This window comes from Pseudomonas umsongensis (assembly GCF_002236105.1).
In the GTDB taxonomy this organism is placed as follows: domain Bacteria; phylum Pseudomonadota; class Gammaproteobacteria; order Pseudomonadales; family Pseudomonadaceae; genus Aquipseudomonas; species Aquipseudomonas umsongensis.
In genome coordinates, this window is the sequence record NZ_NIWU01000002.1 from 1 (window position 1) to 23,163 (window position 23,163).

Genomic DNA, 23,163 nt, shown 5'->3' on the forward strand with positions numbered 1-23,163 from the left:
AGCGTTGGAACCACCTGATCCCATCCCGAACTCAGAAGTGAAACGATGCATCGCCGATGGTAGTGTGGGGTTTCCCCATGTGAGAGTAGGTCATCGTCAAGATTAAATTCCAAAACCCCTATCTGCGTATGCAGGTAGGGGTTTTGTCTTTGTGGCAATCGCTAACCCTCCTGTAGGAGCGAGCACGCTCGCGATGAACCGGAGAGCGCCACGGGGTATCAGGCCCCCAGCCTTATCGTTGACGACCATCATCGGAACGCCGCCCGGAGCATGCTCGCTCCTAAAAATGAAGCCAACCGCCTTCAATGTTAAAGTCGTCCCTCGATTTGCGCTTTCCAAGGAAGCCTTTATGCCGGACGCAACGTCCCTCAGTGCTGGTTTTATGGTGGTTCACGGCAATCGCCTGGACGAGTTACGCAGCCTGGTGGTGAGCTGGATGCGGCGCTACCCGCTGGCCCCCCTGGAAAATGAAATCGCCCTGGTGCAGAGCAACGGCATCGCGCAATGGCTTAAGCTGGCACTCGCCGAAGATCCTGAAGACGACGACATGGGCGGCTGCGGGATCGCCGCCGCCATCGATGTGCAATTGCCCGGCAGTTTCATGTGGCAGCTCTACCGGATGGTCCTGGGTCGCGACGAGATCCCGGCCAAGTCGCTGCTGGATAAAGCCCCCCTGACCTGGCGCCTGATGCGTCTGCTGCCGCAGTTGATCAATCAGCCACACTTCGAGCCGCTCCAGCGTTTTCTCACGCATGACCCCGATTTGCGCAAACGCTATCAACTGGCTGAGCGACTGGCGGATCTGTTCGACCAGTACCAGGTGTACCGCGCCGATTGGCTCGAAGACTGGGCGCAAGGTCGTCACCAGTTACGTAACGGCAGGGGCGAAGCCAAGCTGCTGACTGCTGCCAATGCCTGGCAGGCAGAGTTGTGGCGTGCACTGTTGCTGGATGTCGGTGTAGAAGGGATGGCGCAAAGCCGGGCCGGCGTGCACCAGCGGTTTATCGAACGCATCAAAAGCCTCGACGTGGCTCCGAGTGGATTACCGTCACGGGTCATCGTATTCGGCATTTCCTCGCTGCCGGCTCAAGCCCTCGAGGCCCTGGCCGGACTGGCTCGGTTCAGCCAGGTGCTGCTGTGCGTGCACAACCCCTGTCGTCACCATTGGGCAGACATCGTCGCCGACAAAGACCTGCTGCGTCATCAATACAAACGGCAGGCGCGCAAAAGTGGCATGCCGGGCGTTCTCGACCCGCAAACCCTGCATCAACACGCGCATCCCTTACTGGCTGCATGGGGCAAGCAGGGACGGGACTACATCAACCTGCTCGACAGCTACGACGATCCCAACAGCTATCGCTCGGCGTTTCGTGACGGGCGCATCGACCTGTTCAGTGAAAGCCAACCGCTGCACATGCTCAACCAGTTGCAAGACGACATCCTTGAGTTGCGTCCATTGGGCGAAACCCGTGAATACTGGCCGGCCGTGGATCTACAGAAAGACTCGTCGATCCGCTTCCATATTGCCCACAGCGCCCAGCGCGAAGTGGAGATCCTGCACGATCAGTTGCTCGCACGCTTCAGCGCCGATCCGCTTTTACGTCCCCGGGATGTGATTGTCATGGTCCCGGACATTGATGCCTACGCCCCGCATATTCGCGCGGTGTTCGGCCAGCTTGAGCGCCACGACCCGCGCTTCATACCCTTCACCCTCGCGGACCAAGGGCAGCGCGGCCGTGACCCGCTGTTGATCGCGGTGGAGCATCTGCTCAAGTTGCCAGACAGCCGTTTCCCGGTCAGCGAGATTCTCGACCTGCTGGATGTCCCGGCGCTACGGGAGCGTTTCGGCGTAGAGGAACGTGACCTGCCAACCCTGCATCGCTGGATCGAAGGGGCGGGTATCCGCTGGGGGATGAACGCCGAGCAGCGCGCAGGCCTGGGGCTGCCCGAGGCATTGGAGCAAAACAGTTGGCGTTTTGGCTTGCGGCGCATGTTGCTCGGGTATGCCGTTGGCAGTTCGGGTGCCTGTGGCGGCATCGAACCCTACGACGAGATCGGTGGTCTGGATGCCGCGCTCATAGGCCCGCTGGTTGCGCTACTGGACGCACTGGAAATTGCCCACCACGAGCTCTCTCAACCGGCATCGCCGCAGCAATGGAGCCAGCGCTTGCAGGCATTGGTGGCACTGTTCTTCCAGGCCAGTAATGAGCACGACGAGTATTTGTTGACGCAGCTGGAAACGTTACGCGAAACCTGGCTGGAAAACTGTGAGTCAGTTGGCTTGCACGACGAACTACCGCTGACCGTCGTCCGTGAAGCCTGGTTGGCCGGTCTCGATCAGGGGCGATTGTCCCAGCGTTTTCTGGCTGGAGCGGTCAACTTCTGTACCTTGATGCCCATGCGCGCGATTCCGTTCAAGCTGGTGTGCCTGCTGGGGATGAACGATGGTGATTACCCGCGGGCACAGCCGCCACTGGACTTCGACCTCATGGGCAGCGACTACCGGCCTGGCGATCGCTCGCGGCGTGAGGACGACCGCTATTTGCTGCTGGAGGCATTGTTGTCGGCGCGCGATCAACTCTACATAAGCTGGGTCGGTCGCAGCATTCGCGATAACAGCGAGCGCCCGGCATCCGTGCTGATCGGCCAGCTCCGTGACCACCTGGCCAGCGGTTGGCGATTGGCCGATGCCGAGGAAGGCTTGCTTGAGGCCATGACCCAGGAGCATCCGCTGCAACCCTTCAGTGCCCGTTACTTCCACCAGGGTGATGCCCTGTTCAGCTATGCCAGCGAGTGGCAGGTGCTTCACCAGGCCGGTGGGCATGCGCCTGGCCATGAGATGCTCGATGCCCACATCCAGGAGGAACCGCTGAGTCTTGGGCAACTGCAGGATTTCTTGCGCAACCCGGTGCGACATTTCTTCAGTCAGCGATTGAAGGTGTTCTTTGAAGCTGCAGAAGCGCCTTTGGCCGATGAAGAACCCTTTGTCCTCGATGCCTTGCAACGCTATGGCCTGAGCGACAGTTTGCTCGGCGCGGCGTTGGCAGACCTGGAAAATACCGAGCAGGTGCTGGAGGCGCAGGCCAGTCGCCTGCAAAACAGTGGGCTGCTGCCCATGGCAGGATTTGGCGAATGCCTGCAACGCGAGTTGATCGAACCCTTGCCGGATCTGCTTGCGCGTTATCAACAGCTCCTGGCGTTATGGCCAACACCCCTGAGCAGTGCCCTGCCAGTCAATCTGCAAGTGGACGACCTGCGTATCGAGGGCTGGCTCAGTGGCCTGCATCAACGGGCAGACGGGGGCTTGCTGGCAGTCACGACGATCCCCAACAGCATTGGTTCGATCAAGACCCGCAAGTGGCATCGGCTGACACGACCGTGGGTCAATCATCTGGTGGCGTGCGCCAGCGGCATGCCGATGACCACGGCCTTGGTCGCCAGTGATGACAGCCTGCTACTCGACCCGATTGCACAGGAGAGTGCCTTGGGAACCCTGGGCGATCTGTTACTGGCCTGGCAATCCGGAATGCGCCAACCCCTGCCGATAGCGGTCAAGACCGCCTTTGCATGGCTCGGGCAGACCGACCCGGCCAAAGCCCAGGCAGCGGCCCGCAAGGCCTATGAGGGGGACGGCTTGACCACTGATGGCGAGCGCCGCGAAAGCATGGCGCTGGCCCGTCAGTTCGCCGATTACGACGCCCTGGTCGCCGACGAGACATTCGTCGATTGGTGCGATGCCTTGTATCGACCACTGCTTGAGGCCCCTTGGCGCTCAGTGTCCAGTGAGGAAGCCCGCCCATGACCACCCAGACACCCTTGGCCCTGGCGTTCCCGCTGCGTGGCAGTCAACTGATCGAGGCCAGCGCCGGGACCGGCAAGACCTTTACCATTTCCGCACTCTACCTGCGGCTGATCCTGGGCCATGGTGCAGACTCCCATGGTTTCGGTCGTGAACTGCTGCCGCCACAGATCCTCGTGGTGACCTTTACCGATGCCGCGACCAAAGAGCTGCGCGAACGCATCCGTACGCGACTGGCAGAAGCCGCACGGTTTTTCCGCGACGAAACGCCGGCCCCCGACGCACTGATCAACCAGCTGCGGCAAGAGTACGCGCCGGAACAGTGGCCCGGCTGCGCCAACCGCCTGGACATCGCCGCGCAATGGATGGATGAGGCGGCCGTGTCGACCATCCACAGTTGGTGCCAGCGCATGTTGCGCGAGCACGCTTTCGACAGCGGTAGCCTGTTCACTCAGACCCTGGAAACCGACCACAGCGATCTGCTGGGGGAAGTGCTGCGCGATTACTGGCGCTTGTTCTGTTATCCGATGCAGGGCGATGCGTTGAACTGGGTGCGCAGCAATTGGGGCGGTCCGGCCGCTTTGTTGCCGCGGATCCGCGGGTTGTTCGCCAGCGCGCGCGACACCCTCGCCGGTAAGGAGCCGGCGCAATTGATCACCGAGTGCCTGCAGGAGCGGCGAGCCGCCTTGCTTGAGCTGAAGATGCCGTGGCGCCAGTGGGCCGACGAGTTGCTGGCCCTGTGTCACGAAGGTGTCGCCAGCAAGAGTGTCGACGGGCGCAAGATGCAGGCGCGGTACTTCGAACCCTGGTTCGAGAAAATCAAAGCCTGGGCCGAAGACGAGTCCCTCGAGCAACTGGACATCGGCACCGGCTTCACGCGCCTGACGCCTGAGGGTATGGCAGAAGCCTGGAAAAAAGGCGTCGCGCCGGATCATCCGGGCCTGGACGCGATGCCCGCGCTCAAGGCCTGTCTTGATGGCTTGCCGACGCCCGATGCGGCCGTACTGCAACACGCTGCCCATTGGGTGGGAGCGCGTTTCGAAGAGGAAAAGCGCCGTCGTGCGGAAATGGGCTTCGACGACATGTTGCTGCGCCTGGACGCGGCGCTGCAAAGCGATGGCGGCGAGCGACTGGCGAGCTTGATCCGCGAACAGTTCCCGGTGGCATTGATTGACGAATTCCAGGACACCGACCCGGTGCAGTACCGGATCTTCGAGAGCATCTACCGCATTGAAGACAACAGCCCCGACAGCGGGCTGTTCCTGATCGGCGACCCGAAGCAGGCGATCTACGCCTTCCGCGGCGCCGACATCTATACCTACTTGCGGGCCCGCCAGGCGACCACAGGCCGCCTGCATACCCTGGGCACCAACTTCCGTTCGAGCCATGGCATGGTCAGTGCCGTGAACCATGTGTTCGACTATGCCGAGTCTCGCGAGTCCGGGCGCGGGGCGTTCCTGTTCCGGGAGAACAATGTCGATAACCCGGTGCCCTTCCAGCCTGTCGAGTCCCAGGGGCGCAAGGAAGTCCTGCGCATCGATCATCAGGCAGTACCGGCATTGAACATCTGGCACCTGTGCGCCGAGCAGCCGTTGTCCGGTGTGGTCTATCGCCAACAACTGGCCGCCGCCTGTGCCAGCGAAATCACCGCCTTGCTCAACGGCGGACAACAAGGCGTTGCGGGCTTCGTGCGCGATGACCAGCCGCTCAGAGGCTTGATGCCTGCGGACATTGCCATCCTCGTGCGCGATGGCAAGGAAGCGCAGGCGGTGCGTACCGAGCTCGCTAACCGAGGCGTGCGCAGCGTTTATCTGTCGGACAAGGATTCGGTGTTCGCCGCGCAGGAAGCCCATGACGTGCTGACCTGGCTCAAGGCCTGCGCCGAGCCGGACGTCGAGCGGCCACTGCGCGCGGCACTGGCCAGCATCACGCTGAATCTGTCGTTGGTCGAGCTTGAGCAATTGAACCAGGACGAACTGGCCTGGGAATTGCGGGTCATGCAGTTTCGCCGCTATCGCGAGATTTGGCGCAAGCAGGGCGTGTTGCCAATGCTGCGACGCTTGCTGCATGACTTCAAGCTGCCCCAGGCATTGATAGCGCGCAGCGATGGCGAGCGGGTCCTGACCAACCTGTTGCACCTGTCCGAGTTGCTGCAACAGGCGGCCGCCGAACTTGATGGCGAGCAGGCATTGATCCGGCATTTGTCCGAGCACCTGGCATTGTCGGGCCAGGCGGGTGAAGAGCAGATCCTGCGTCTGGAAAGCGACGAGCAACTGGTCAAGGTCGTGACCATCCACAAGTCCAAGGGGCTGGAGTACCCGTTGGTGTTCCTGCCGTTCATTTGCTCGGCGAAACCGGTGGATGGCAGCCGTCTGCCGTTGCATTACCACGACGCCGCAGGCAAGGCCCAAGTGACGTTGAACCCCACGGCCGAATTGATCGCCCTGGCCGATGATGAGCGCCTGGCCGAAGACCTGCGCCTGTTGTATGTGGCGCTGACCCGGGCGCAACATGCCTGCTGGCTGGGCGTGGCGGATCTCAAGCGCGGCAATAACAACAGCTCGGTGCTGCACCTGTCGGCGCTCGGGTATCTGTTGGGTGGCGGTGCTTGCTTGAACGAGTCGGCGGGCTTGCAGGCCTGGTTGCGAGACCTTCAACAGGGCTGTCCGGCGATTGGTCTTGAACAAATGCCTGAAGCCACCCGCGAGCACTACCATCCACCGCAGAACACCGCTGCGTTGCTGGCACCGTTGACCGTGCAACGCAAGGCCAGTGAAAACTGGTGGATTGCTTCTTACAGCGCCTTGCGCATCGGCGACAGCCTGAGTATCGGCAGTGATCAGGCGCCCGAAAGTGCACAGGCACAGAAACTCTTCGACGACGAACGTCTCGACCCGCATACCCCTCGAGAGATGGTGGCCGGCGGTGCCGATATCCATCGATTCCCCCGTGGCCCGAACCCGGGCACCTTTCTCCATGGGTTGCTCGAATGGGCAGGCAACGAAGGTTTTGGCGTCACCGGGCAAGCCGTGGAAGATGCGATTGCCCGTCGCTGCAATCGCCGTGGCTGGGAAGGCTGGATCAGCACGCTGAGTGAATGGCTGCAGCATCTGCTCAAGTCGCCGTTGCCGCTGGGCAGCGGCGAGGCACCGGTGGTATTCGGGCAGTTGACCCAGTACCGTGTCGAAATGGAGTTCTGGTTCGCCAGCCACAAGGTCGATGTGCTCAAGCTCGATGCGCTGGTGTGTCAATACACCCACAACGGTGTGCCTCGGGTGGCCGCCGAATCGGTGTTGCTCAACGGCATGTTCAAGGGCTTCATCGACCTGACGTTCGAGCATGACGGCCGCTATTACGTCGCCGACTACAAATCCAACTGGCTCGGCGTCGACGACGCGGCCTATACCGCGCAGGCCATGGAGCAGTCGATTCTCGACAACCGCTACGACCTGCAATACGTGTTGTACCTGCTGGCCCTGCACCGCCAGCTCAAGGCCCGGCTTGCCGATTACGATTACGACCGGCATGTCGGAGGCGCGCTGTACCTGTTCCTGCGCGGTACCCGTGCGCCAAGCCAGGGCGTGTATTTTGCCCGCCCACCCAAGGTGCTGATCGAGCAACTGGACCGCCTGTTTCAGGGCAAGCCGCAGCCCAGGGTCGAACCCGCCTGGGAACAGGGAGAACTGCTATGAACCGCACCTTCGCCAATGTACTGTCGACGCCATTGAGTGCCGACAGCCTGGCGCAACTCAGCCCTTTGACGCGTGCCGAAGACTTGTTGCTGCTGCTCACGCGTTGGGTCGAGCGTGGCTGGTTGCGAGCACTGGACAAGGCCTTCGTCGGTTTTCTTCACGAACTGGCTCCGAACGATGATCCGCTGGTACTGCTGGCGGCGGCATTGACCAGTCACCAGTTGGGTCATGGGCATGTGTGCCTGGACCTGTTCGAAACCCTCAAGGAGCCGGACTTCGCCCTGTCGCTGCCCCCGGAAGGCGACCTGCAAGGTGGCGCGATGTTGCTGCCATCGCAACTGCTGGAAGGGCTGGATGGCGCCCACTGGTGCAAGGTGCTGGCCGCCAGCAGCCTGGTCGCATTGGCGGCGGACGAGCGCGACAGCGTGCATCAGCGGCCTCTGGTGTTGGCCGGCAAGCGCCTGTACCTGAGACGCTACTGGACCTACGAACGACGTATCGACAATGCGTTGCGCGAGCGCCTGGCGGTGCACGAGAACGCACCAGGGGACTTGTTGCAGCGCCTGACGGGGCTATTCGGTCCGGCCAGGCCCGGTGAGGTCGTCGACTGGCAAAAACTCGCTTGCGCCCTGGCGACTCGCAGCGCTTTCAGTATCGTCACCGGCGGTCCGGGAACCGGCAAGACCACCACGGTGGTGCGCTTGCTCGCCTTACTCCAGGCCCCGGCCGTAGAGGCGGGCAAGCCGCTGCGCATTCGTCTTGCGGCGCCAACCGGCAAGGCGGCGGCGCGGCTGACCGAGTCCATCAGCGCACAAGTGCGAACGCTGAAAGTCACTGAAGCCATCCGCGAGAAAATCCCCTCTGACGTCACCACCGTGCACCGCCTGCTCGGCAGCCGCCCGGGGACGCGACATTTCCGTCACCACGCCGGCAATCACTTGCCGCTGGATGTACTGGTGGTGGACGAAGCGTCGATGATCGACCTGGAAATGATGGCCAACCTGCTCGATGCGCTGCCGGCCCATGCCCGCCTGGTGCTGTTGGGTGACAAGGACCAACTGGCGTCGGTGGAGGCCGGTGCCGTGCTGGGCGATCTGTGTCGCGACGCCGAAGCGGGCTGGTATAGCCCACACACTCGACAATGGCTGCAAACCGTCAGCGGTGAAAGCCTGGAAGGCAGCGGGCTGCAGGAAGACACTCAGGGCACCCATCCGCTGGCCCAGCAAGTGGTGATGTTGCGCCACTCGCGGCGTTTCGGCGAAGGCAGCGGCATTGGCCAGTTGGCTCGTTGGGTGAACCAGCAACAGCCCGCGCAAGCCCGCAAGTTGCTGGCGGCGCGAAGCCACGACGATGTGTTCAGCCTGTCCCTGCGCAATGAACAGGATCGGGCGCTGGAGCGCCTGTTGCTCGAAGGTCATGGTGAGGGGCCGCAAGGCTACCGCTATTACTTGAGCCTGCTGCGCAACCAGCGTCCAGCGCTCGATTGTCCCCTGGAAGATGCGCGCTGGACCGATTGGGCCCGGCAGGTTTTGCAGGCGTTCGACGCCTTCCAGTTGTTGTGCGCGGTGCGCAAAGGCCCGTGGGGCGTGGAAGGCTTGAACCAGCGGGTGACCGACGCCTTGCTGAAGGCACGGCTGATCGACAGCGACCAGCAGTGGTACGAAGGCCGGCCAGTGCTGATGACCCGCAACGATTACGGCCTGGGCTTGATGAATGGCGACATCGGCATTGCCCTCAAGCTTCCCGAGCGCGAGGGGCCCGAGGCCGGGAAACCGGTGCTGCGAGTCGCGTTCCCGAGGAACGACGGCCAGGGCGGTGTGCGTTTTGTGTTGCCCAGTCGCCTCAATGATGTCGAAACCGTGTACGCCATGACCGTGCACAAATCCCAGGGCTCGGAATTCGCCCACACTGCGTTGATCCTGCCCGATGCCCTGAACCCGGTGCTCACCAAGGAGCTGATCTATACCGGCATCACCCGGGCCAAGGATTGGTTCACATTGATCGAGCCTCGGGCTGGCGTCTTCGAAGAGGCGGTGCGACGTCGGGTCAAACGCTTGAGCGGGCTGATGCTGGAACTCAAGGAGGCGAGCGCCTGACAGCGCTCGCAACGCATCTGCCAAAAAGTGGACGTTGCACTTCACGCCATGAAAGCAACGTCAAAAAAACAGTTATTTAGCCAAATGCGCGCGACAAAATTTTATCATGGCGTGAAGTGTAAAGCGCAAAAGGTGACCTAGACTTCAGGCTTGAATGGTCTGGCTCCATGAGATTTTCACTGCTACGACTATTGGGTTTTTATATCCAAAGAGCGAATGCCAATATGAGTGATAGTTCCGTAGCAGGCTCTCGATTAAACGTACTTGATGGATGGCGCGGAATTAGTATCTTGCTGGTACTGGCGTGTCACCTGCTACCACTTGGCCCAAAGTTTTTGCAGTTGAATTCTGCTGCAGGCGTCATGGGCATGGCTATATTTTTTACCTTGTCGGGTTTCCTGATAACAAGTTTTCTGCTCAATAACGACAGCGTCATTGATTTTCTGATTCGCAGGTTCTTTCGCATTGTGCCTCTTGCCTGGCTGTACATGGCAATTGTCTTGCCTATCATGAGCAGCCCTCCGGATTACTACATCGCAAACTTTTTGTTCTTTGCCAACTGGCCGCCCATGTGGCTTGGCGATGTAAACGGCCATTTATGGAGCTTGTGCATGGAGGTCCAGTTTTATGTGGCCATCGCCTTGCTGGTAGTCATGATGAGGAAAAGGTGGATGGTGCTGATCCCTTTTCTTGCCATCGCCGTCACAACCTATCGAGTCATGAATGATGCCCATGTCGTCATCAATACCTATTACCGCATTGATGAAATACTGTCTGGTTGCATACTGGCGCTGATCTATCACAAAAGACTGGGTAACAATCTTGTGAAGGCGCCGGCACAAATGCTGGTCGTGCAAATGGCTTTATTCGCCCTGTTTGTCGTGTCCAGTCATCCCGACGGTGGTTTCATGAACTACTTGCGCCCTTACATTGCCGCCGCAATGGTCGGGAGTACGCTGCTCAATGGCCGGACATTCATTGCCCATGTTCTGAACAACCGCATTCTGTTTTATATCGCCACCATCTCCTACGCGCTCTACGTTGTTCATCCGCTGCTGGCGCATACCTGGCTGGGTAGCGGGGATACCATCGTTAAATATCTGAAGCGACCGTTGTTGTTCGCCGCCATTTTCATCACCGCGCATATCTCCACCTTCTATTATGAAAAATGGTGGATAGCGTTCGGCAAGACATTGTCCAGGAAAATGGCTGGCCGCCAACCGGTTACAACCTGAACGTTCTTGAACATCCTCAGTCGGCAAACACCATCTGCCGACTGTCACCCATCAACAGTGCCTGGTTCTGCTCGGTCACGGCGCGGATGTAATCCCACAACAGGGTAATCCGCTTGAGCTTCCTCAGATCCTCGCGGCAGTACATCCAGAATTGCCGGGTGATGTTGATTTCCTGCGGCAACACCGGCAGCAACCGTGGGTCCTGGGCTGCCAGGAAGCACGGCAGGATGGCCAGCGACCGCCCTTGCTGCGCGGCCACGTACTGCGCGATCACGCTGGTGCTGCGCAAGTTGGCGCTGGCGCCGGGGAGCACGTTGGCCAGGTACAGCAGCTCGGAGCTGAACGCCAGGTCGTCGACATAACTGATGAATGAGTGTTTGCCCAGGTCGGCCGGCCGGCGGATCGCCGGGTGTTTGTCGAGGTATTGCTGCGTCGCATACAGCTGCAGGCGGTAGTCCGTCAGTTTGCAGCAGACATAGGGGCCGTGTTCCGGGCGCTCCAGGGCGATGACGATGTCGGCCTCGCGCTTGGACAGGCTGATGAAGTGCGGCAGCGGCAGGATGTCCACCGAGATCGCCGGGTAGGCGTCGACGAAGTGACTCAGTTGCGGGGTAATGAAAAAGCTCCCGAAACCTTCGGTGCAGCCCATGCGCACATGGCCGGACAACGCCACCCCGGACCCTGAGACCTGTTCGCAGGCCATGTGCAGCGTACTTTCGATCGACTCGGCGTAGCCCATCAGGCGTTGGCCTTCGGCGGTCAGGACAAAGCCGCTGGTCCGGGACTTTTCGAATAGCAGGGTGCCCAGCGAAGCTTCCAGCGAACTGATGCGCCGCGACACGGTGGTGTAGTCGACGGCCAGGCGCTTGGCCGCGGTGCTGGCCTTGCGGGTGCGTGAGACCTCAAGGAAAAACTTGAGGTCATCCCAGTTTAGTGAACCCAGAGACGTGATGTTTTTTTGCATGATGGACCGGCTTTTATGTGCGTTCTTATTAGAAGTTTGCACATCTATACTCCAAAAACAGCCCGATAACCAATTCGTGGCACACGTCTTATCGCAGGGTGACGTTTCGCCCTGGCTCCTGAAATAAAAACAAAGATTCGGAGACCCCACATGAACGCTTCGCTTACGCCTGACGAGACCACCGTGCAAAAGGTCAAACTGTTGATCGACGGCCAGTGGGTCGAATCGCAGTCCACCGAGTGGCACGACATCATCAACCCGGCAACCCAGCAAGTGCTGGCCAAGGTGCCGTTTGCCACGGCTGAAGAAGTCGACGCCGCCATCAGTGCCGCCCATCGCGCCTTCCAGACCTGGAAGCTGACGCCGATCGGCGCGCGGATGCGCATCATGCTCAAACTGCAGGCGTTGATCCGCGAACATTCCAAGCGCATCGCGGCAGTCCTCAGCGCCGAGCAGGGCAAGACCATTGCCGACGCTGAAGGCGATATTTTCCGTGGCCTGGAAGTGGTCGAGCACGCGTGCTCCATCGGCAGCCTGCAAATGGGCGAGTTCGCTGAAAACGTGGCGGGTGGCGTGGACACCTACACCCTGCGTCAACCAATCGGCGTTTGCGCCGGTATCACACCGTTCAATTTCCCGGCGATGATTCCGCTGTGGATGTTCCCGATGGCCATCGCCTGCGGCAACACCTTCGTGCTCAAGCCGTCCGAACAGGATCCGATGTCGACCATGCTGCTGGTGGAACTGGCTATCGAGGCCGGGATTCCGGCCGGCGTGCTCAACGTCGTGCACGGCGGCAAGGACGTGGTGGATGCGCTGTGCACCCATAAAGACATCAAGGCCGTTTCCTTCGTGGGCTCGACGGCGGTCGGCACCCACGTCTATGACTTGGCCGGCAAGCATGGCAAACGCGTGCAATCGATGATGGGCGCGAAGAACCACGCCGTGGTGCTGCCCGATGCCAATCGCGAACAGGCGCTGAATGCGCTGGTGGGCGCCGGTTTCGGCGCGGCCGGTCAGCGGTGCATGGCGACTTCGGTGGTGGTGCTGGTCGGTGCGGCCAAGCAATGGCTGCCTGACTTGAAAGCACTGGCGCAGAAACTCAAGGTCAATGCCGGCAGCGAGCCGGGCACCGACGTCGGCCCGGTGATTTCGAAAAAGGCCAAGGCGCGAATTCTCGAGCTGATCGAAAGCGGCATCAAGGAAGGCGCGAAACTCGAGCTCGATGGTCGCGACGTCACGGTTCCTGGTTACGAGAAGGGCAACTTCGTCGGCCCGACCCTGTTCTCCGGTGTGACCCCCGACATGCAGATCTACACCCAGGAAATCTTCGGTCCGGTGTTGGTGGTGCTGGAAGTCAATACGCTCGACGAGGCGATTGCCCTGGTCAACGCCAACCCGTTCGGCAACGGCACGGGCCTGTTCACCCAGTCCGGTGCGGCGGCGCGCAAGTTCCAGAGCGAAATCGACGTCGGCCAGGTCGGCATCAACATCCCGATTCCGGTACCGGTCCCATTCTTCAGCTTCACCGGTTCCCGTGGCTCCAAGCTTGGCGACCTTGGCCCGTATGGCAAGCAAGTGGTGCAGTTCTACACTCAGACCAAGACCGTCACCAGCCGCTGGTTCGATGACGACAGCGTCAACGACGGTGTGAACACCACCATCAACCTGCGTTAAGGAGCCGGACATGAACATTGCTTTTATCGGTCTCGGCAACATGGGCGCGCCGATGGCGCGCAACCTGATCAAGGCCGGCCATTCACTGCGCCTGGTCGACCTGAACAAGTCCGTGCTGGCGGAGCTTGAACAACTGGGCGGCACCATCAGCGCTTCGGCCCGTGAGGCGGCGCAAGGTGCCGAACTGGTCATCACCATGCTGCCCGCTGCCGTGCATGTACGCAGCGTCTGGCTGGGCGAAGACGGTGTGCTCGCCGGTATCGGCAAGGGTGTGCCAGCCGTGGATTGCAGCACCATCGATCCGCAGACCGCCCGTGACGTGGCCGCCGCCGCTGCCAAGCAGGGCGTGGCCATGGCCGATGCGCCGGTCTCCGGTGGCACCGGGGGCGCCGCGGCGGGGACGTTGACGTTCATGGTCGGTGCGACCCCGGAACTCTTCGCGACCCTGCAACCGGTGCTGGCGCAGATGGGCCGCAACATCGTCCATTGCGGCGAAGTGGGCACCGGACAAATTGCCAAGATTTGCAACAACCTGCTGCTGGGCATTTCCATGGTTGGCGTCAGTGAAGCCATGGCCCTGGGCGATGCCTTGGGCATCGACACCAAGGTGCTGGCGGGCATCATCAACAGCTCCACCGGACGTTGCTGGAGTTCGGAGATGTACAACCCATGGCCGGGCATCGTCGAAACGGCACCAGCCTCGCGCGGCTATACCGGTGGCTTCGGCGCCGAGCTGATGCTCAAGGATCTGGGACTGGCAACGGAAGCGGCCCGTCAGGCGCACCAGCCGGTGGTACTGGGCGCGGTGGCGCAGCAGTTGTATCAGGCGATGAGTTTGCGTGGGGAAGGCGGCAGTGACTTCTCGGCGATCATCAACAGTTATCGCAAGCCGCAATAAAACCTGTGGGAGCGAGCCTGCTCGCGATGGTCGTTAACGATGACGCGTGTTTCCTGGGTTCACGCGGCGCTCTTGAGTCCATCGCGAGCATGCTCACTCCTACAGGTATTGCATGTGCGCATCGACATTGACCGGGAAATCACGTCGGGTGATTTCCCGGTTTTTTTGCATCAGGCAAACACGAAGTACTTGCGCACGGTTTCCACCACTTCCCAGGTGCCTTTCATCCCCGGCTCAATGACGAAAATGTCTCCGGCGCGCAGGTGGATCGGCTCTTTTCCTTCCGTGGTGATGATGCAGTACCCCTCGCGGAAGTCGCAGTATTCCCACTTCACATATTCCACGTACCACTTGCCTGGCGTGCAGATCCAGGTGCCCATGATCTTGCTGCCATCTTCGCTGGTGTAGGCGTTGAGGTTGACGGTGTGCGGGTCGCCTTCGAGTTTTTCCCATTTGCAGGCGTCGAGTACGGGCAGCGGATGGGTGTCGCGAAGAACGGTAATCGGTGCGGTCATGATGACTCCGGCGTTGGGGGAGAGCTGAAGACGCACCCTATAGGGCCTGCCGGGGGATCAGTTGTCTGTACTCGACATCGAGGTATCCAGAAACGCAGCGACCCTCACCCGCTTGACGGCTGAAAGCGCCTGCAAGCCCATTGAAATTTCCACTCGATAAACCGCCGATATCTGGCAGTTTGTGCGAAAGCCCCAGGCTTTTTCGAATCTTTTTGCAAGAACATGCACAGGTATCGCTCGTATCATTCACTTCGGAAAAGGCCGAGAGCTGTGCAATGAAAAAAACAATGTCGTGGTGGGACATCAGCCCGCCCTTGAGTACCGCAACACCGACCTGGCCGGGAGATACGCCGTTTCAGGAAGAACGCGTCTGGACACTGGGGCCTGAATGCCCGGTGAATGTCGGGCGCATCACGCTGTCGCCGCACACCGGCGCCCATGTCGACGCGCCATTGCACTACAGCGAGGACGGCGCGGCCATCGGCGACGTGTCCCTCGATGTGTATATGGGGCCTTGCCGGGTGCTGCATTGCCTTGGCAGCGGCGCACTGGTGCAACCCGGACAACTGCAAGGTCGTTTGGACAATCTGCCCGAACGCGTCCTGCTGCGGACCTACCAACGCGCGCCGCTGACCACCTGGGACCCCGAATTCACGGCGGTCGCCAAAGACACCGTCGACCTGCTCGCCAGTCTCGGCGTGCGCCTGATCGGCATCGATACGCCATCGCTGGACTCGCAGCAATCCAAGACCATGGATTCGCATAACGCCGTGGCGCGTCACGGCATGGCCATTCTCGAAGGCATCGTGCTAGATGACGTACCGGAAGGGGATTACGAGTTGATCGCGCTGCCGCTGCGCTTTGCCAACCTCGACGCCAGCCCGGTCAGGGCTATCTTGCGTCCACTGAATTCCACGCCACATGAGGAGCCTGCTCAATGAGCCAATGTCCATATTCGCCTGCCAGTCAGACAGAGGAATGGCATAACGCCGAGCTGAATTTTTCCGACTCCATGAGCTACGGCGACTACCTGGACCTGGGGCGTATTCTCAGTGCCCAGCACCCCTTGTCGCCGGACCATAACGAGATGCTGTTCATCATCCAGCACCAGACCTCTGAGCTGTGGATGAAGCTGATGCTGCACGAGCTCAAGGCTGCCCGCGAACACGTGCGGCTGGGAGAGTTACCGCCGGCCTTCAAGATGCTGGCGCGGGTTTCGCGGATCTTTGATCAGCTGGTGCATGCGTGGACAGTACTGGCCACCATGACACCTACCGAGTACCACGCGATCCGGCCTTTCCTGGGACAGTCGTCGGGCTTCCAGTCGTTTCAGTACCGTGAAATCGAATTCATCCTGGGCAACAAGAGCGCGACGCTTTTGCGCCCCCACGCCCATCGCCCGGAGTTGCTGCAGGAACTCGAAAAAGCCATCGCCACACCCTCGCTGTATGACGAAGCTATTCGCTTGATGGCCAGCGCTGGCCTTGCGATTGATCCTCAGCGTTTCGAGCGTGACCCGACGAGCCCGACGCAACATGACGCCTCGGTCGAAGCGGCGTGGCGTGTGGTCTACAAGGATCCGTCGCGTTATTGGGATCTCTACCAACTGGCCGAGAAATTCATCGATCTCGAAGACTCGTTCCGCCAATGGCGCTTCCGCCATGTCACCACGGTCGAGCGGATCATTGGCTTTCAACCAGGCACTGGCGGCACCGAAGGGGTGGGTTACCTGCGCAAGATGCTCGATACCGTGCTGTTCCCGGAGTTGTGGCGGGTGCGTTCGACCCTGTGAGCTGACGTTTACATCCCTGTAGGAGCGAGCATGCTCGCGATCGAGGCCAACGATAACGCGGGAAACCTGACACCCCGCGACGCTCTCAGGTTCATCGCGAGCAGGCTCGCTCCTACAGGGGACGCGCATGAAAAAGCCCCGGCATTCATTGAATGCCGGGGCTTTTTGTTGGGCTAAGGATTATTGCGCGACAGGCAAGCTGCGATCCCGCGCCACACGCATCCGGTAGAACCCGTAGATGATCAACACCCACACCGGGATAGCGATGACCGAGGCGCGTATGCCCGGGATCATCCACATCACGAAGATGATCATGGCCATGAACGCCAGGCACAGGTAGTTGCTGTAAGGAAACCAGAACGACTTGAAGCTCGGCACGATGCCTTGCTGGCCCATGATTTTGCGAAACTTCAGGTGGGTCAGGCTGATCAGCGTCCAGTTGATCATCAACGAGGCGACTACCAGGGCGAACAGCAATTCCAGCGCCTCATGGGGCGCCAGGTAGTTGACCAGCACGGAGAGCATGGTGATCAGCGCCGAGATGCCCAGCGCCCGCAGTGGCACGCCCTGTTTGTTCAGTTTCATCAGCGATTTCGGTGCATCGCCCTGTTCGGCCAGGCCGTAGAGCATGCGGCTGTTGCAATAAACGCCGCTGTTGTAGACCGAGAGCGCCGCGGTGAGCACCACGAAGTTGAGGATGTGCGCGGCGGTATCGCTGCCGATCAACGAGAAGATCTGGACGAACGGGCTGCCGCTGTAGGCATCGCCGGACGCGCCAAGGGTCTGCAGCAGTTGATCCCAAGGGTACAACGACAGCAGCACGGTGAGTGCGCCGACGTAGAAGATCAACACGCGATAAACCACCTGGTTGATCGCCTTGGGAATCACCTTCCTCGGTTCGCTGGCTTCAGCGGCCGTGATGCCGACGAGTTCCAGGCCACCGAAGGAGAACATGATGAACGCCATCGACATCAGCAGGCCGGTGGTGCCGTTGGGGAAGAAACCGCCGTGGCTCCACAGGTTACTGACCGATGCCTGTGGGCCACCGGTGCCGCTGAACAGCATGTAGCAGCCCAGGACGATCATGCCGATGATGGCCACGACCTTGATGATCGCGAACCAGAACTCCATCTCGCCGAAGACTTTGACGTTCATCGTGTTGATCAGGTTGACCAGGACGAAGAACACCGCGGCGCTGACCCAGGTCGGGATTTCCGGCCACCAGAACTGCACGTACTTGCCCACGGCCGTCAGCTCGGCCATGCCCACCAGCACGTACAGCACCCAGTAATTCCAGCCCGAAAGGAAACCGGCAAAACCGTTCCAGTATTTGTGGGCGAAGTGACTGAACGAACCGGCTACCGGCTCCTCGACAATCATCTCGCCCAACTGGCGCATGATCAGGAAGGCGATGAATCCGGCAATCGCATAACCGAGGATCATCGACGGGCCGGCCGACTTGAGTACCCCTGCAGAGCCGAGGAACAGCCCGGTACCAATCGCCCCGCCCAGGGCGATCAGTTGAATATGTCGATTTTTCAACCCTCGCTTGAGCGATCCCTGTTGCAAGATTTCATCCGCCATCTCGTTCCCTTCTGGTTATTGTTGTCAGGCCTGGTTTGAAAGATCAGATATTACTCTCGGTGAACTTTTCGTAATACAGGTGAACGCTGTCCAGCGCCTGGGCCTGCAACCAGTCTTTGATCGACTCGACCATCGGCGGCGGCCCGCAGACGTACATATCGACCGGCGCGTCGCGCAGTTCACTGAGGTCGAAATGCTCGGCAATGTAGCCGCGCTTGCCTGTCCACTGTGGCGATGGATCGCTGACCACTTCGGTGTAGCGAAACCCCGCAAGGCGTTCGGCATAAGCCTCGATCCGTGCCCGTTCGCACAGGTCGGCAGCGTCGCGCACGCCGTAGTACAGGTGCACCGGCTGCGTGCAACCGCGCTCGGCGAGGTCGTCGAGCATGCCCAGCAGTGCCGACAGCCCGGTTCCGCCCGCCACCAGGATCAGTGGTTTGGCCACATGCCGCAGATAGAACGCACCCAGCGGTGCCTCGAGCATGATTTCGTCGCCCACCCGGCAGCGTTCCCGGATGTAGTTGCTCATCACGCCGTCGGGTAGCAGGCGAATCAGGAACTGCAGTTGATTGTGCTCACTCGGCCGATTGGCAAACGAGTAGGAGCGCTTGCTTGCAGTCCCCGGAATCGACAGCCGGGCGTACTGCCCCGGCAGAAAATCCAGTGGGTTTGTCGTACCGAGATCCAGGTGCAGGATCGCGGTGCTGGCCGAAATTTGCCTGACGTCCGTCACCGTTGCGCTCAGTTGTTCCGGGCCCGAGGCATTGCACAGGCTGGAAGCGAAGTCGAAATAAAACGCCGCATCGGACTTCACCCGGGTCTGGCAGGTGAGCATCTTGCGCTGCTGCAGGTCCAGGCTCGAGAGCGCCTCCTCGTCCACATAATCCTGGCTGTAGTCACCCGATTCGCAGCGACCCTGGCACGTACCGCAGACGCCTTCGCGGCAATCCAGAGGAATATTGATGCCGTTGCGCAGGGCGGCGTCGAGCAGGATTTCGTTGGGTTGTACGGGAAAGAACAGGGTCTTGCCGTCGGCAAAGCTGAACGCCACTTTGTGATTCATGCCTCGATCTCCTTGGATTCAGAGGTGGTAGAAGTCGAGTACCGAGTTGATGGTGTCGTTGAGCAAGAGCACATGCTTGCGGCTGATCAGCCAACTGTCGGCGTGGGGCTTGAGCCGGTAGGTTGCGCGTCCATAGAACTGCTCGGAGGTGGCCAGGCGATAGAACAGCGTGTGCCAGTTCAGGCGCACCTCCAATTCACCGTTTTCCAGTTCACTGATCCGCACGTTGTTGATCATGTGCAAGGTGCGCGGCATCGGTGTCGAGGAGGCGGACTTGCCCGTGCGCAGGCGGAACACACGGTCTTCCAGGCCTGAACGGTTGGGGTAGTAGATCAGCGACATCTCGCGCTTGGGGTCGCGGGTGTAGACGTGTTCCGAGTCCCATTGCGGCAGGTGGAACTCACTTTGCTCGTCGAACAGCTTGATGTAGGCGTCCCAGTCCTGGGCATCGCACAGTTCGGATTTGCGGTAGAAAAACTGTTCGATCTGGTACTGCAATTGCGCATTCATCATTACACCTCACGGAGTTTCAGGGATTTCGCGTCCAGGCCATCGAGCAGGAATTTCTGCCAGTTGCTGTGCTGGTTGACGTAGAGCCCTTCGTGGGTGAACTCGGTGCCGGTCATGGCCGGGGCGATGCCGATCGACTCGCTGTTGGGCGTGGCGCCGGTGGCCCAGCGGTGACTGCCGCGGGAAATATCGCTCCAGCGCTCCAGGCGAGCCTGGAAACCGCGCTGGGCTTCACGGAATTCCACCAGGTCGTCGGGTGTACCCAGGCCCGACACGTTGAAGAAATCCTCGAACTGGCGAATGCGGTTTTCGCGGTCGGCGTCCGACTCGTTTTTCACCCCCAGGCACTGGCTGATGATCTCGGTCTTGTTCCAGGCCACCGGTCGGATGATGCGCAGTTGCGAGCTGATCTGATCGAGGAAAAACAGGCTCGGGTAGATGTTCAGGTTGCGCAGGCGATGCATCATCCATTCAGCCTTTTCCTGGCCGTGTTCTTCGATCAGGCGCGGCATGATGGTCGCGTAGCCGGAACGCACGGACGGGTTCGGCATGTCGCTGAAGAGCACGCTGTGGCCATTGTTGAACGCGAACCAGCCGTCATCGGTGTTGGCGTCGCCAGCACCGAGCTTGCTGTAGTCCAGGGTGCTGGCGCTGCTGGTGCCGTTCTCGCTGTTGACCTGCTGGCGATGCTGCACCGTGGCCACGTAGTTATAGTGGACCGTGCTGACGTGATAGCCGTCGAGGCCGTTCTCGTTCTGCAGTTTCCAGTTGCCGTCGTAGGTGTAGGCCGACTTGCCGGGCAACACTTCCAGCTCACCGGTTGGCGACTGGGCGACCATCATGTCGAAGAACACCTTGGCATCGCCGAGGAAGTCTTCGAGGCTGTTGTCGGCATGTACGTCGAGGCTGATGAACACGAACCCCTTGTAGCTCTCGATGCGCGCCTTTTTCAGACCGCGCGTGGCCTTGTCGAAGCCTTCCGGATACTCGCCCGGCGCCTTGACCTTCACCAGGCGACCGTCGCTTTTGTAGCACCAGGCATGGAACGGGCAGGTGAAGGTCGACTGATTGCCCTTGCCAACGCGGGTCAGGGTCGTGCCGCGATGCTGGCAGGCGTTGATCAATGCGTTGAGCTGGCCGTCGCCATCGCGGGTAATGATCATCGGCTGGCGACCGGCGCGCATCGTGACGAAGTCGTGGTTATTGGCCAGTTCGCTTTCGTGGCAGGCGTAGATCCAGTTTTTCTCGAAGATCAGTTCCATCTCCAGATCGAACAACTGCGGCTCGGTAAAGATGTCCCGGGCGATGCGGAACACGCCTTCTGCCGGACGGAAGTCCAGGCAGCCCTGGATAAACGCTTTCCACTGCTCGACGTTTTTTTCGCCACTCATGGGTGTGCACCTGTTTTTTATTGGGGCTAATCGGTGTGCTCATTAGAGGGAGTGGGGCGGGTGGGGGTCTATCCGGTTTGTGGGCGAAGGCAGTCCGTAAAATTTGTGGGGTAACACCCACTCGGTATCAAACTGGGCAGCGACTACCCAGAAGGCGCACCAAACGATGAACGGCTGCACCTGTCTGCAGCAATCAGGTACTGTTTTGCGCAACGTCGAGTGCCTGTTGGGACACGTTCACCGGCTACGTTATCCACATAGTCGAGGATTGCTATCCACTCAGTTGGCGCTGGCGTTTTGTGGCCTGGAACTTGCGTTTTCCACGCCTGAGACGCGCCGTCAGAGCGCGCTGGAAAATAGCCCGTGGGTGCACCGTGATGAACAGCAAAACCGATCCGCAGAGTCGCGACATTCGTGTCGACAGCGACGACCTCGAGGCCGCAAGAAGCTGGATGTCCGGTATTTGCGGGCCGCACCGGCTCGTGACCACGACGCCCGAGCGGATCCGCTTCCATCACAGTGCCAACACGTTCAAGTCGATGGCCACGACGCTGGGCACCATCGAATACGGCACCGATGTCACCATCGATATCGAGGATCCCGAGCGCTTCAGCAGCTACAGCCTGAGCCTGCCCCTGGTGGGCGAACAGGAGTTGAGCAAGAACGGCAGCGTGGTGAAATCCGACCGCGATCAGGGGGTGATCATTTCCCCCAATGAAAACCAGCTGCTGGCGATTTCCGGCGACTGCCGCAAAGTCCAGGTGGTGATCACCCGCGCCGCCATGAGCGAGTCCCTGGAAGGCTTGCTGCAGCGACCGCTGGATGCGCCGCTGCGTTTCGAACCGGTGATGGATGCGGTCGATGGCGCGTCGGCTTCATGGTGGCGCATGGCGCGCTATTTCATCGCTGAGCTGGAGCGCAGTAGCGAACTCTACGAGCAAGTGGCCTTCACCCGGGACATTGAAAGTTCGCTGATCAAAGGCTTGATCCTCGCCCAGCCGAACAACTATTCAGAAGAGCTGCGCCAGGTGCTGGGCGTTAAATTACCGCACTACCTGATCCGGGCGCGGCAATACATTCACGACAATGCTCGCGAGGCTTTGCACCTGGAGGACATCGAAGCGGCTGCCGGGGTTTCACGCTTCAAGCTGTTTGAAGCGTTCAAGAAGTACTTCGCATTGTCGCCGATGGTCTACCTGAAGAAGTACCGCTTGAACGGCGTGCGCCAGGAGCTGCTTGAGCACGGCTCGGCACGCAATATTTCCGCGATCGCCATGGGCTGGGGGTTCACGCACCTGGGGCGCTTTTCCGCCGAATACCGCAAGCTGTTCGACGAATCCCCGAGCATGACCTTGCAGCGCAATGAAGCCCGGCGCCTGCGCGGCTTCTGAGCGATCCGTTCCTTACTTGCGCACCACCAGGTCCAACAGCGATTCACGCTCCTTGATCTTCTGCAGGACGATTTCCGAGCGGATGTCAGTCACCCCCGCCGTGCGGTTCAAGTGGTTGACGATGAAGTCGGAGAAGTGTTTGAGATTACGCGCCTGGACCCGCAGCACGTAGTTGCTCGCTCCCGTAATCACATACGCGGTGACCACTTCCGGCCACGACTGGACCTTCTTGATAAACGTCTCGTGCCAATCCTCGACGTCCTGTCGCAATGACACATGGACGATGGCTTCCAGTTCGATCCCCAGCCGTTCGGCATTCAACACCGCGCGATAGCCGCTGATGATTCCCTCGCTTTCCAACAGGCGCAACCTTCGTAGACAGGCCGACGGCGACAGGGCGACTTTCTCTGCCAGTTCCTGATTGCTGATGCGGCCATCCTGTTGCAGTTGATGGAGGATTCGCAGGTCTGTCGAGTCGAGATTCATGGCTGGCGTAAATCCGCGTTTATGGGTGTTGGATTCGAATTTTATGCGAAATAACTACCTGGTAGCCGCT

General features: G+C 60.3%; 16 protein-coding genes and 1 rRNA gene. 10 read left to right on the forward strand and 7 right to left on the reverse strand.

The features are described 5' to 3' along the window. The 5 genes from rrf to PSUM_RS10240 all read left to right on the forward strand — a co-directional run. A 5S ribosomal RNA gene (rrf, locus tag PSUM_RS10220) occupies positions 1–102 on the forward strand; the annotation flags it as partial. 247 nt (positions 103–349) lie between these two features. Further along, positions 350–3,802, forward strand: coding sequence for an exodeoxyribonuclease V subunit gamma (gene recC, locus PSUM_RS10225; protein ID WP_020796456.1), 3,453 nt, complete (start codon positions 350–352; stop codon positions 3,800–3,802). Further along, positions 3,799–7,491, forward strand: a complete 3,693-nt coding sequence (gene recB / locus PSUM_RS10230; protein ID WP_083350095.1) for an exodeoxyribonuclease V subunit beta — start codon at positions 3,799–3,801, stop codon at positions 7,489–7,491. Before recC ends, recB begins: the two co-directional genes overlap by 4 nt. Next, on the forward strand, positions 7,488–9,587 hold the full coding sequence (gene recD, locus PSUM_RS10235) for an exodeoxyribonuclease V subunit alpha (protein ID WP_083350096.1): 2,100 nt from the start codon (positions 7,488–7,490) through the stop codon (positions 9,585–9,587). Before recB ends, recD begins: the two co-directional genes overlap by 4 nt. A gap of 224 nt (positions 9,588–9,811) precedes the next feature. Next, positions 9,812–10,822 (forward strand): acyltransferase family protein, encoded by a 1,011-nt coding sequence (locus tag PSUM_RS10240; RefSeq protein ID WP_083350097.1) that lies wholly within the window; start codon positions 9,812–9,814, stop codon positions 10,820–10,822. Positions 10,823–10,838: 16 nt separating this feature from the next. Here PSUM_RS10240 and PSUM_RS10245 read toward each other — a convergent pair whose 3' ends face one another. After that, positions 10,839–11,786 (reverse strand): LysR family transcriptional regulator, encoded by a 948-nt coding sequence (locus PSUM_RS10245; protein WP_033045394.1) that lies wholly within the window; start codon positions 11,784–11,786, stop codon positions 10,839–10,841. Positions 11,787–11,936: 150 nt separating this feature from the next. Here PSUM_RS10245 and PSUM_RS10250 point away from each other — a divergent pair, with 150 nt between their 5' ends. Together PSUM_RS10250 and mmsB are read left to right on the forward strand one after the other, a co-directional pair. Further along, positions 11,937–13,463, forward strand: a complete 1,527-nt coding sequence (locus PSUM_RS10250; protein ID WP_083350098.1) for a CoA-acylating methylmalonate-semialdehyde dehydrogenase — start codon at positions 11,937–11,939, stop codon at positions 13,461–13,463. A 10-nt stretch (positions 13,464–13,473) separates the two neighbouring features. Beyond that, on the forward strand, positions 13,474–14,361 hold the full coding sequence (gene mmsB / locus PSUM_RS10255) for a 3-hydroxyisobutyrate dehydrogenase (protein WP_083350099.1): 888 nt from the start codon (positions 13,474–13,476) through the stop codon (positions 14,359–14,361). A 170-nt stretch (positions 14,362–14,531) separates the two neighbouring features. Here mmsB and PSUM_RS10260 read toward each other — a convergent pair whose 3' ends face one another. Further along, positions 14,532–14,876 carry a cupin domain-containing protein gene (locus PSUM_RS10260; protein WP_083350100.1) on the reverse strand — a complete coding sequence of 115 codons (345 nt, stop codon included), beginning with the start codon at positions 14,874–14,876 and terminating at the stop codon, positions 14,532–14,534. Between the two features lie 275 nt (positions 14,877–15,151). On the opposite strand from PSUM_RS10260, the gene kynB reads away from it, so the two are divergent. Both kynB and kynA read left to right on the forward strand, forming a co-directional pair. Further along, positions 15,152–15,817, forward strand: coding sequence for an arylformamidase (gene kynB, locus PSUM_RS10265; protein WP_083350101.1), 666 nt, complete (start codon positions 15,152–15,154; stop codon positions 15,815–15,817). Next, on the forward strand, positions 15,814–16,668 hold the full coding sequence (gene kynA / locus PSUM_RS10270; protein ID WP_020796464.1) for a tryptophan 2,3-dioxygenase: 855 nt from the start codon (positions 15,814–15,816) through the stop codon (positions 16,666–16,668). The genes kynB and kynA overlap by 4 nt, the downstream gene beginning before the upstream one ends. Before the next feature lie 180 nt (positions 16,669–16,848). On the opposite strand, the gene PSUM_RS10275 is transcribed toward kynA, so the two are convergent. From PSUM_RS10275 to antA, 4 genes are read right to left on the reverse strand one after another with little or no spacing between them, the layout of a single operon-like run. Beyond that, a complete protein-coding gene (locus tag PSUM_RS10275) occupies positions 16,849–18,252 on the reverse strand; it encodes an amino acid permease (protein WP_083350102.1) in 1,404 nt (467 codons plus the stop codon). A 43-nt stretch (positions 18,253–18,295) separates the two neighbouring features. Beyond that, complete coding sequence (gene antC / locus PSUM_RS10280) at positions 18,296–19,315, reverse strand: anthranilate 1,2-dioxygenase electron transfer component AntC (protein WP_083350103.1); 1,020 nt, start codon at positions 19,313–19,315, stop codon at positions 18,296–18,298. 18 nt (positions 19,316–19,333) lie between these two features. Next, a complete protein-coding gene (antB, locus tag PSUM_RS10285; RefSeq protein ID WP_020796468.1) occupies positions 19,334–19,825 on the reverse strand; it encodes an anthranilate 1,2-dioxygenase small subunit in 492 nt (163 codons plus the stop codon). 2 nt (positions 19,826–19,827) lie between these two features. Further along, the gene (antA, locus tag PSUM_RS10290; protein ID WP_020796469.1) at positions 19,828–21,216 is read right to left on the reverse strand and encodes an anthranilate 1,2-dioxygenase large subunit; all 1,389 of its coding nucleotides are present in this window, start codon (positions 21,214–21,216) and stop codon (positions 19,828–19,830) included. A 377-nt stretch (positions 21,217–21,593) separates the two neighbouring features. On the opposite strand from antA, the gene PSUM_RS10295 reads away from it, so the two are divergent. Then, positions 21,594–22,607 carry an AraC family transcriptional regulator gene (locus tag PSUM_RS10295; protein WP_020796470.1) on the forward strand — a complete coding sequence of 338 codons (1,014 nt, stop codon included), beginning with the start codon at positions 21,594–21,596 and terminating at the stop codon, positions 22,605–22,607. A 12-nt stretch (positions 22,608–22,619) separates the two neighbouring features. On the opposite strand, the gene PSUM_RS10300 is transcribed toward PSUM_RS10295, so the two are convergent. Next, entirely contained in the window at positions 22,620–23,093 is a 474-nt protein-coding gene (locus PSUM_RS10300; protein WP_020796471.1) for an Lrp/AsnC family transcriptional regulator, read from the reverse strand. Positions 23,094–23,163 lie beyond the last annotated feature (70 nt).

Coding starts and splice junctions, on each gene's coding strand:
- recC (WP_020796456.1), top strand. CDS start 350: ATGCCGGACGCAACGTCCCTCAGTGCTGGTTTTATGGTGGTTCACGGC.
- recB (WP_083350095.1), top strand. CDS start 3,799: ATGACCACCCAGACACCCTTGGCCCTGGCGTTCCCGCTGCGTGGCAGT.
- recD (WP_083350096.1), top strand. CDS start 7,488: ATGAACCGCACCTTCGCCAATGTACTGTCGACGCCATTGAGTGCCGAC.
- PSUM_RS10240 (WP_083350097.1), top strand. CDS start 9,812: ATGAGTGATAGTTCCGTAGCAGGCTCTCGATTAAACGTACTTGATGGA.
- PSUM_RS10245 (WP_033045394.1), bottom strand. CDS start 11,786: ATGCAAAAAAACATCACGTCTCTGGGTTCACTAAACTGGGATGACCTC.
- PSUM_RS10250 (WP_083350098.1), top strand. CDS start 11,937: ATGAACGCTTCGCTTACGCCTGACGAGACCACCGTGCAAAAGGTCAAA.
- mmsB (WP_083350099.1), top strand. CDS start 13,474: ATGAACATTGCTTTTATCGGTCTCGGCAACATGGGCGCGCCGATGGCG.
- PSUM_RS10260 (WP_083350100.1), bottom strand. CDS start 14,876: ATGACCGCACCGATTACCGTTCTTCGCGACACCCATCCGCTGCCCGTA.
- kynB (WP_083350101.1), top strand. CDS start 15,152: ATGAAAAAAACAATGTCGTGGTGGGACATCAGCCCGCCCTTGAGTACC.
- kynA (WP_020796464.1), top strand. CDS start 15,814: ATGAGCCAATGTCCATATTCGCCTGCCAGTCAGACAGAGGAATGGCAT.
- PSUM_RS10275 (WP_083350102.1), bottom strand. CDS start 18,252: ATGGCGGATGAAATCTTGCAACAGGGATCGCTCAAGCGAGGGTTGAAA.
- antC (WP_083350103.1), bottom strand. CDS start 19,315: ATGAATCACAAAGTGGCGTTCAGCTTTGCCGACGGCAAGACCCTGTTC.
- antB (WP_020796468.1), bottom strand. CDS start 19,825: ATGAATGCGCAATTGCAGTACCAGATCGAACAGTTTTTCTACCGCAAA.
- antA (WP_020796469.1), bottom strand. CDS start 21,216: ATGAGTGGCGAAAAAAACGTCGAGCAGTGGAAAGCGTTTATCCAGGGC.
- PSUM_RS10295 (WP_020796470.1), top strand. CDS start 21,594: ATGAACAGCAAAACCGATCCGCAGAGTCGCGACATTCGTGTCGACAGC.
- PSUM_RS10300 (WP_020796471.1), bottom strand. CDS start 23,093: ATGAATCTCGACTCGACAGACCTGCGAATCCTCCATCAACTGCAACAG.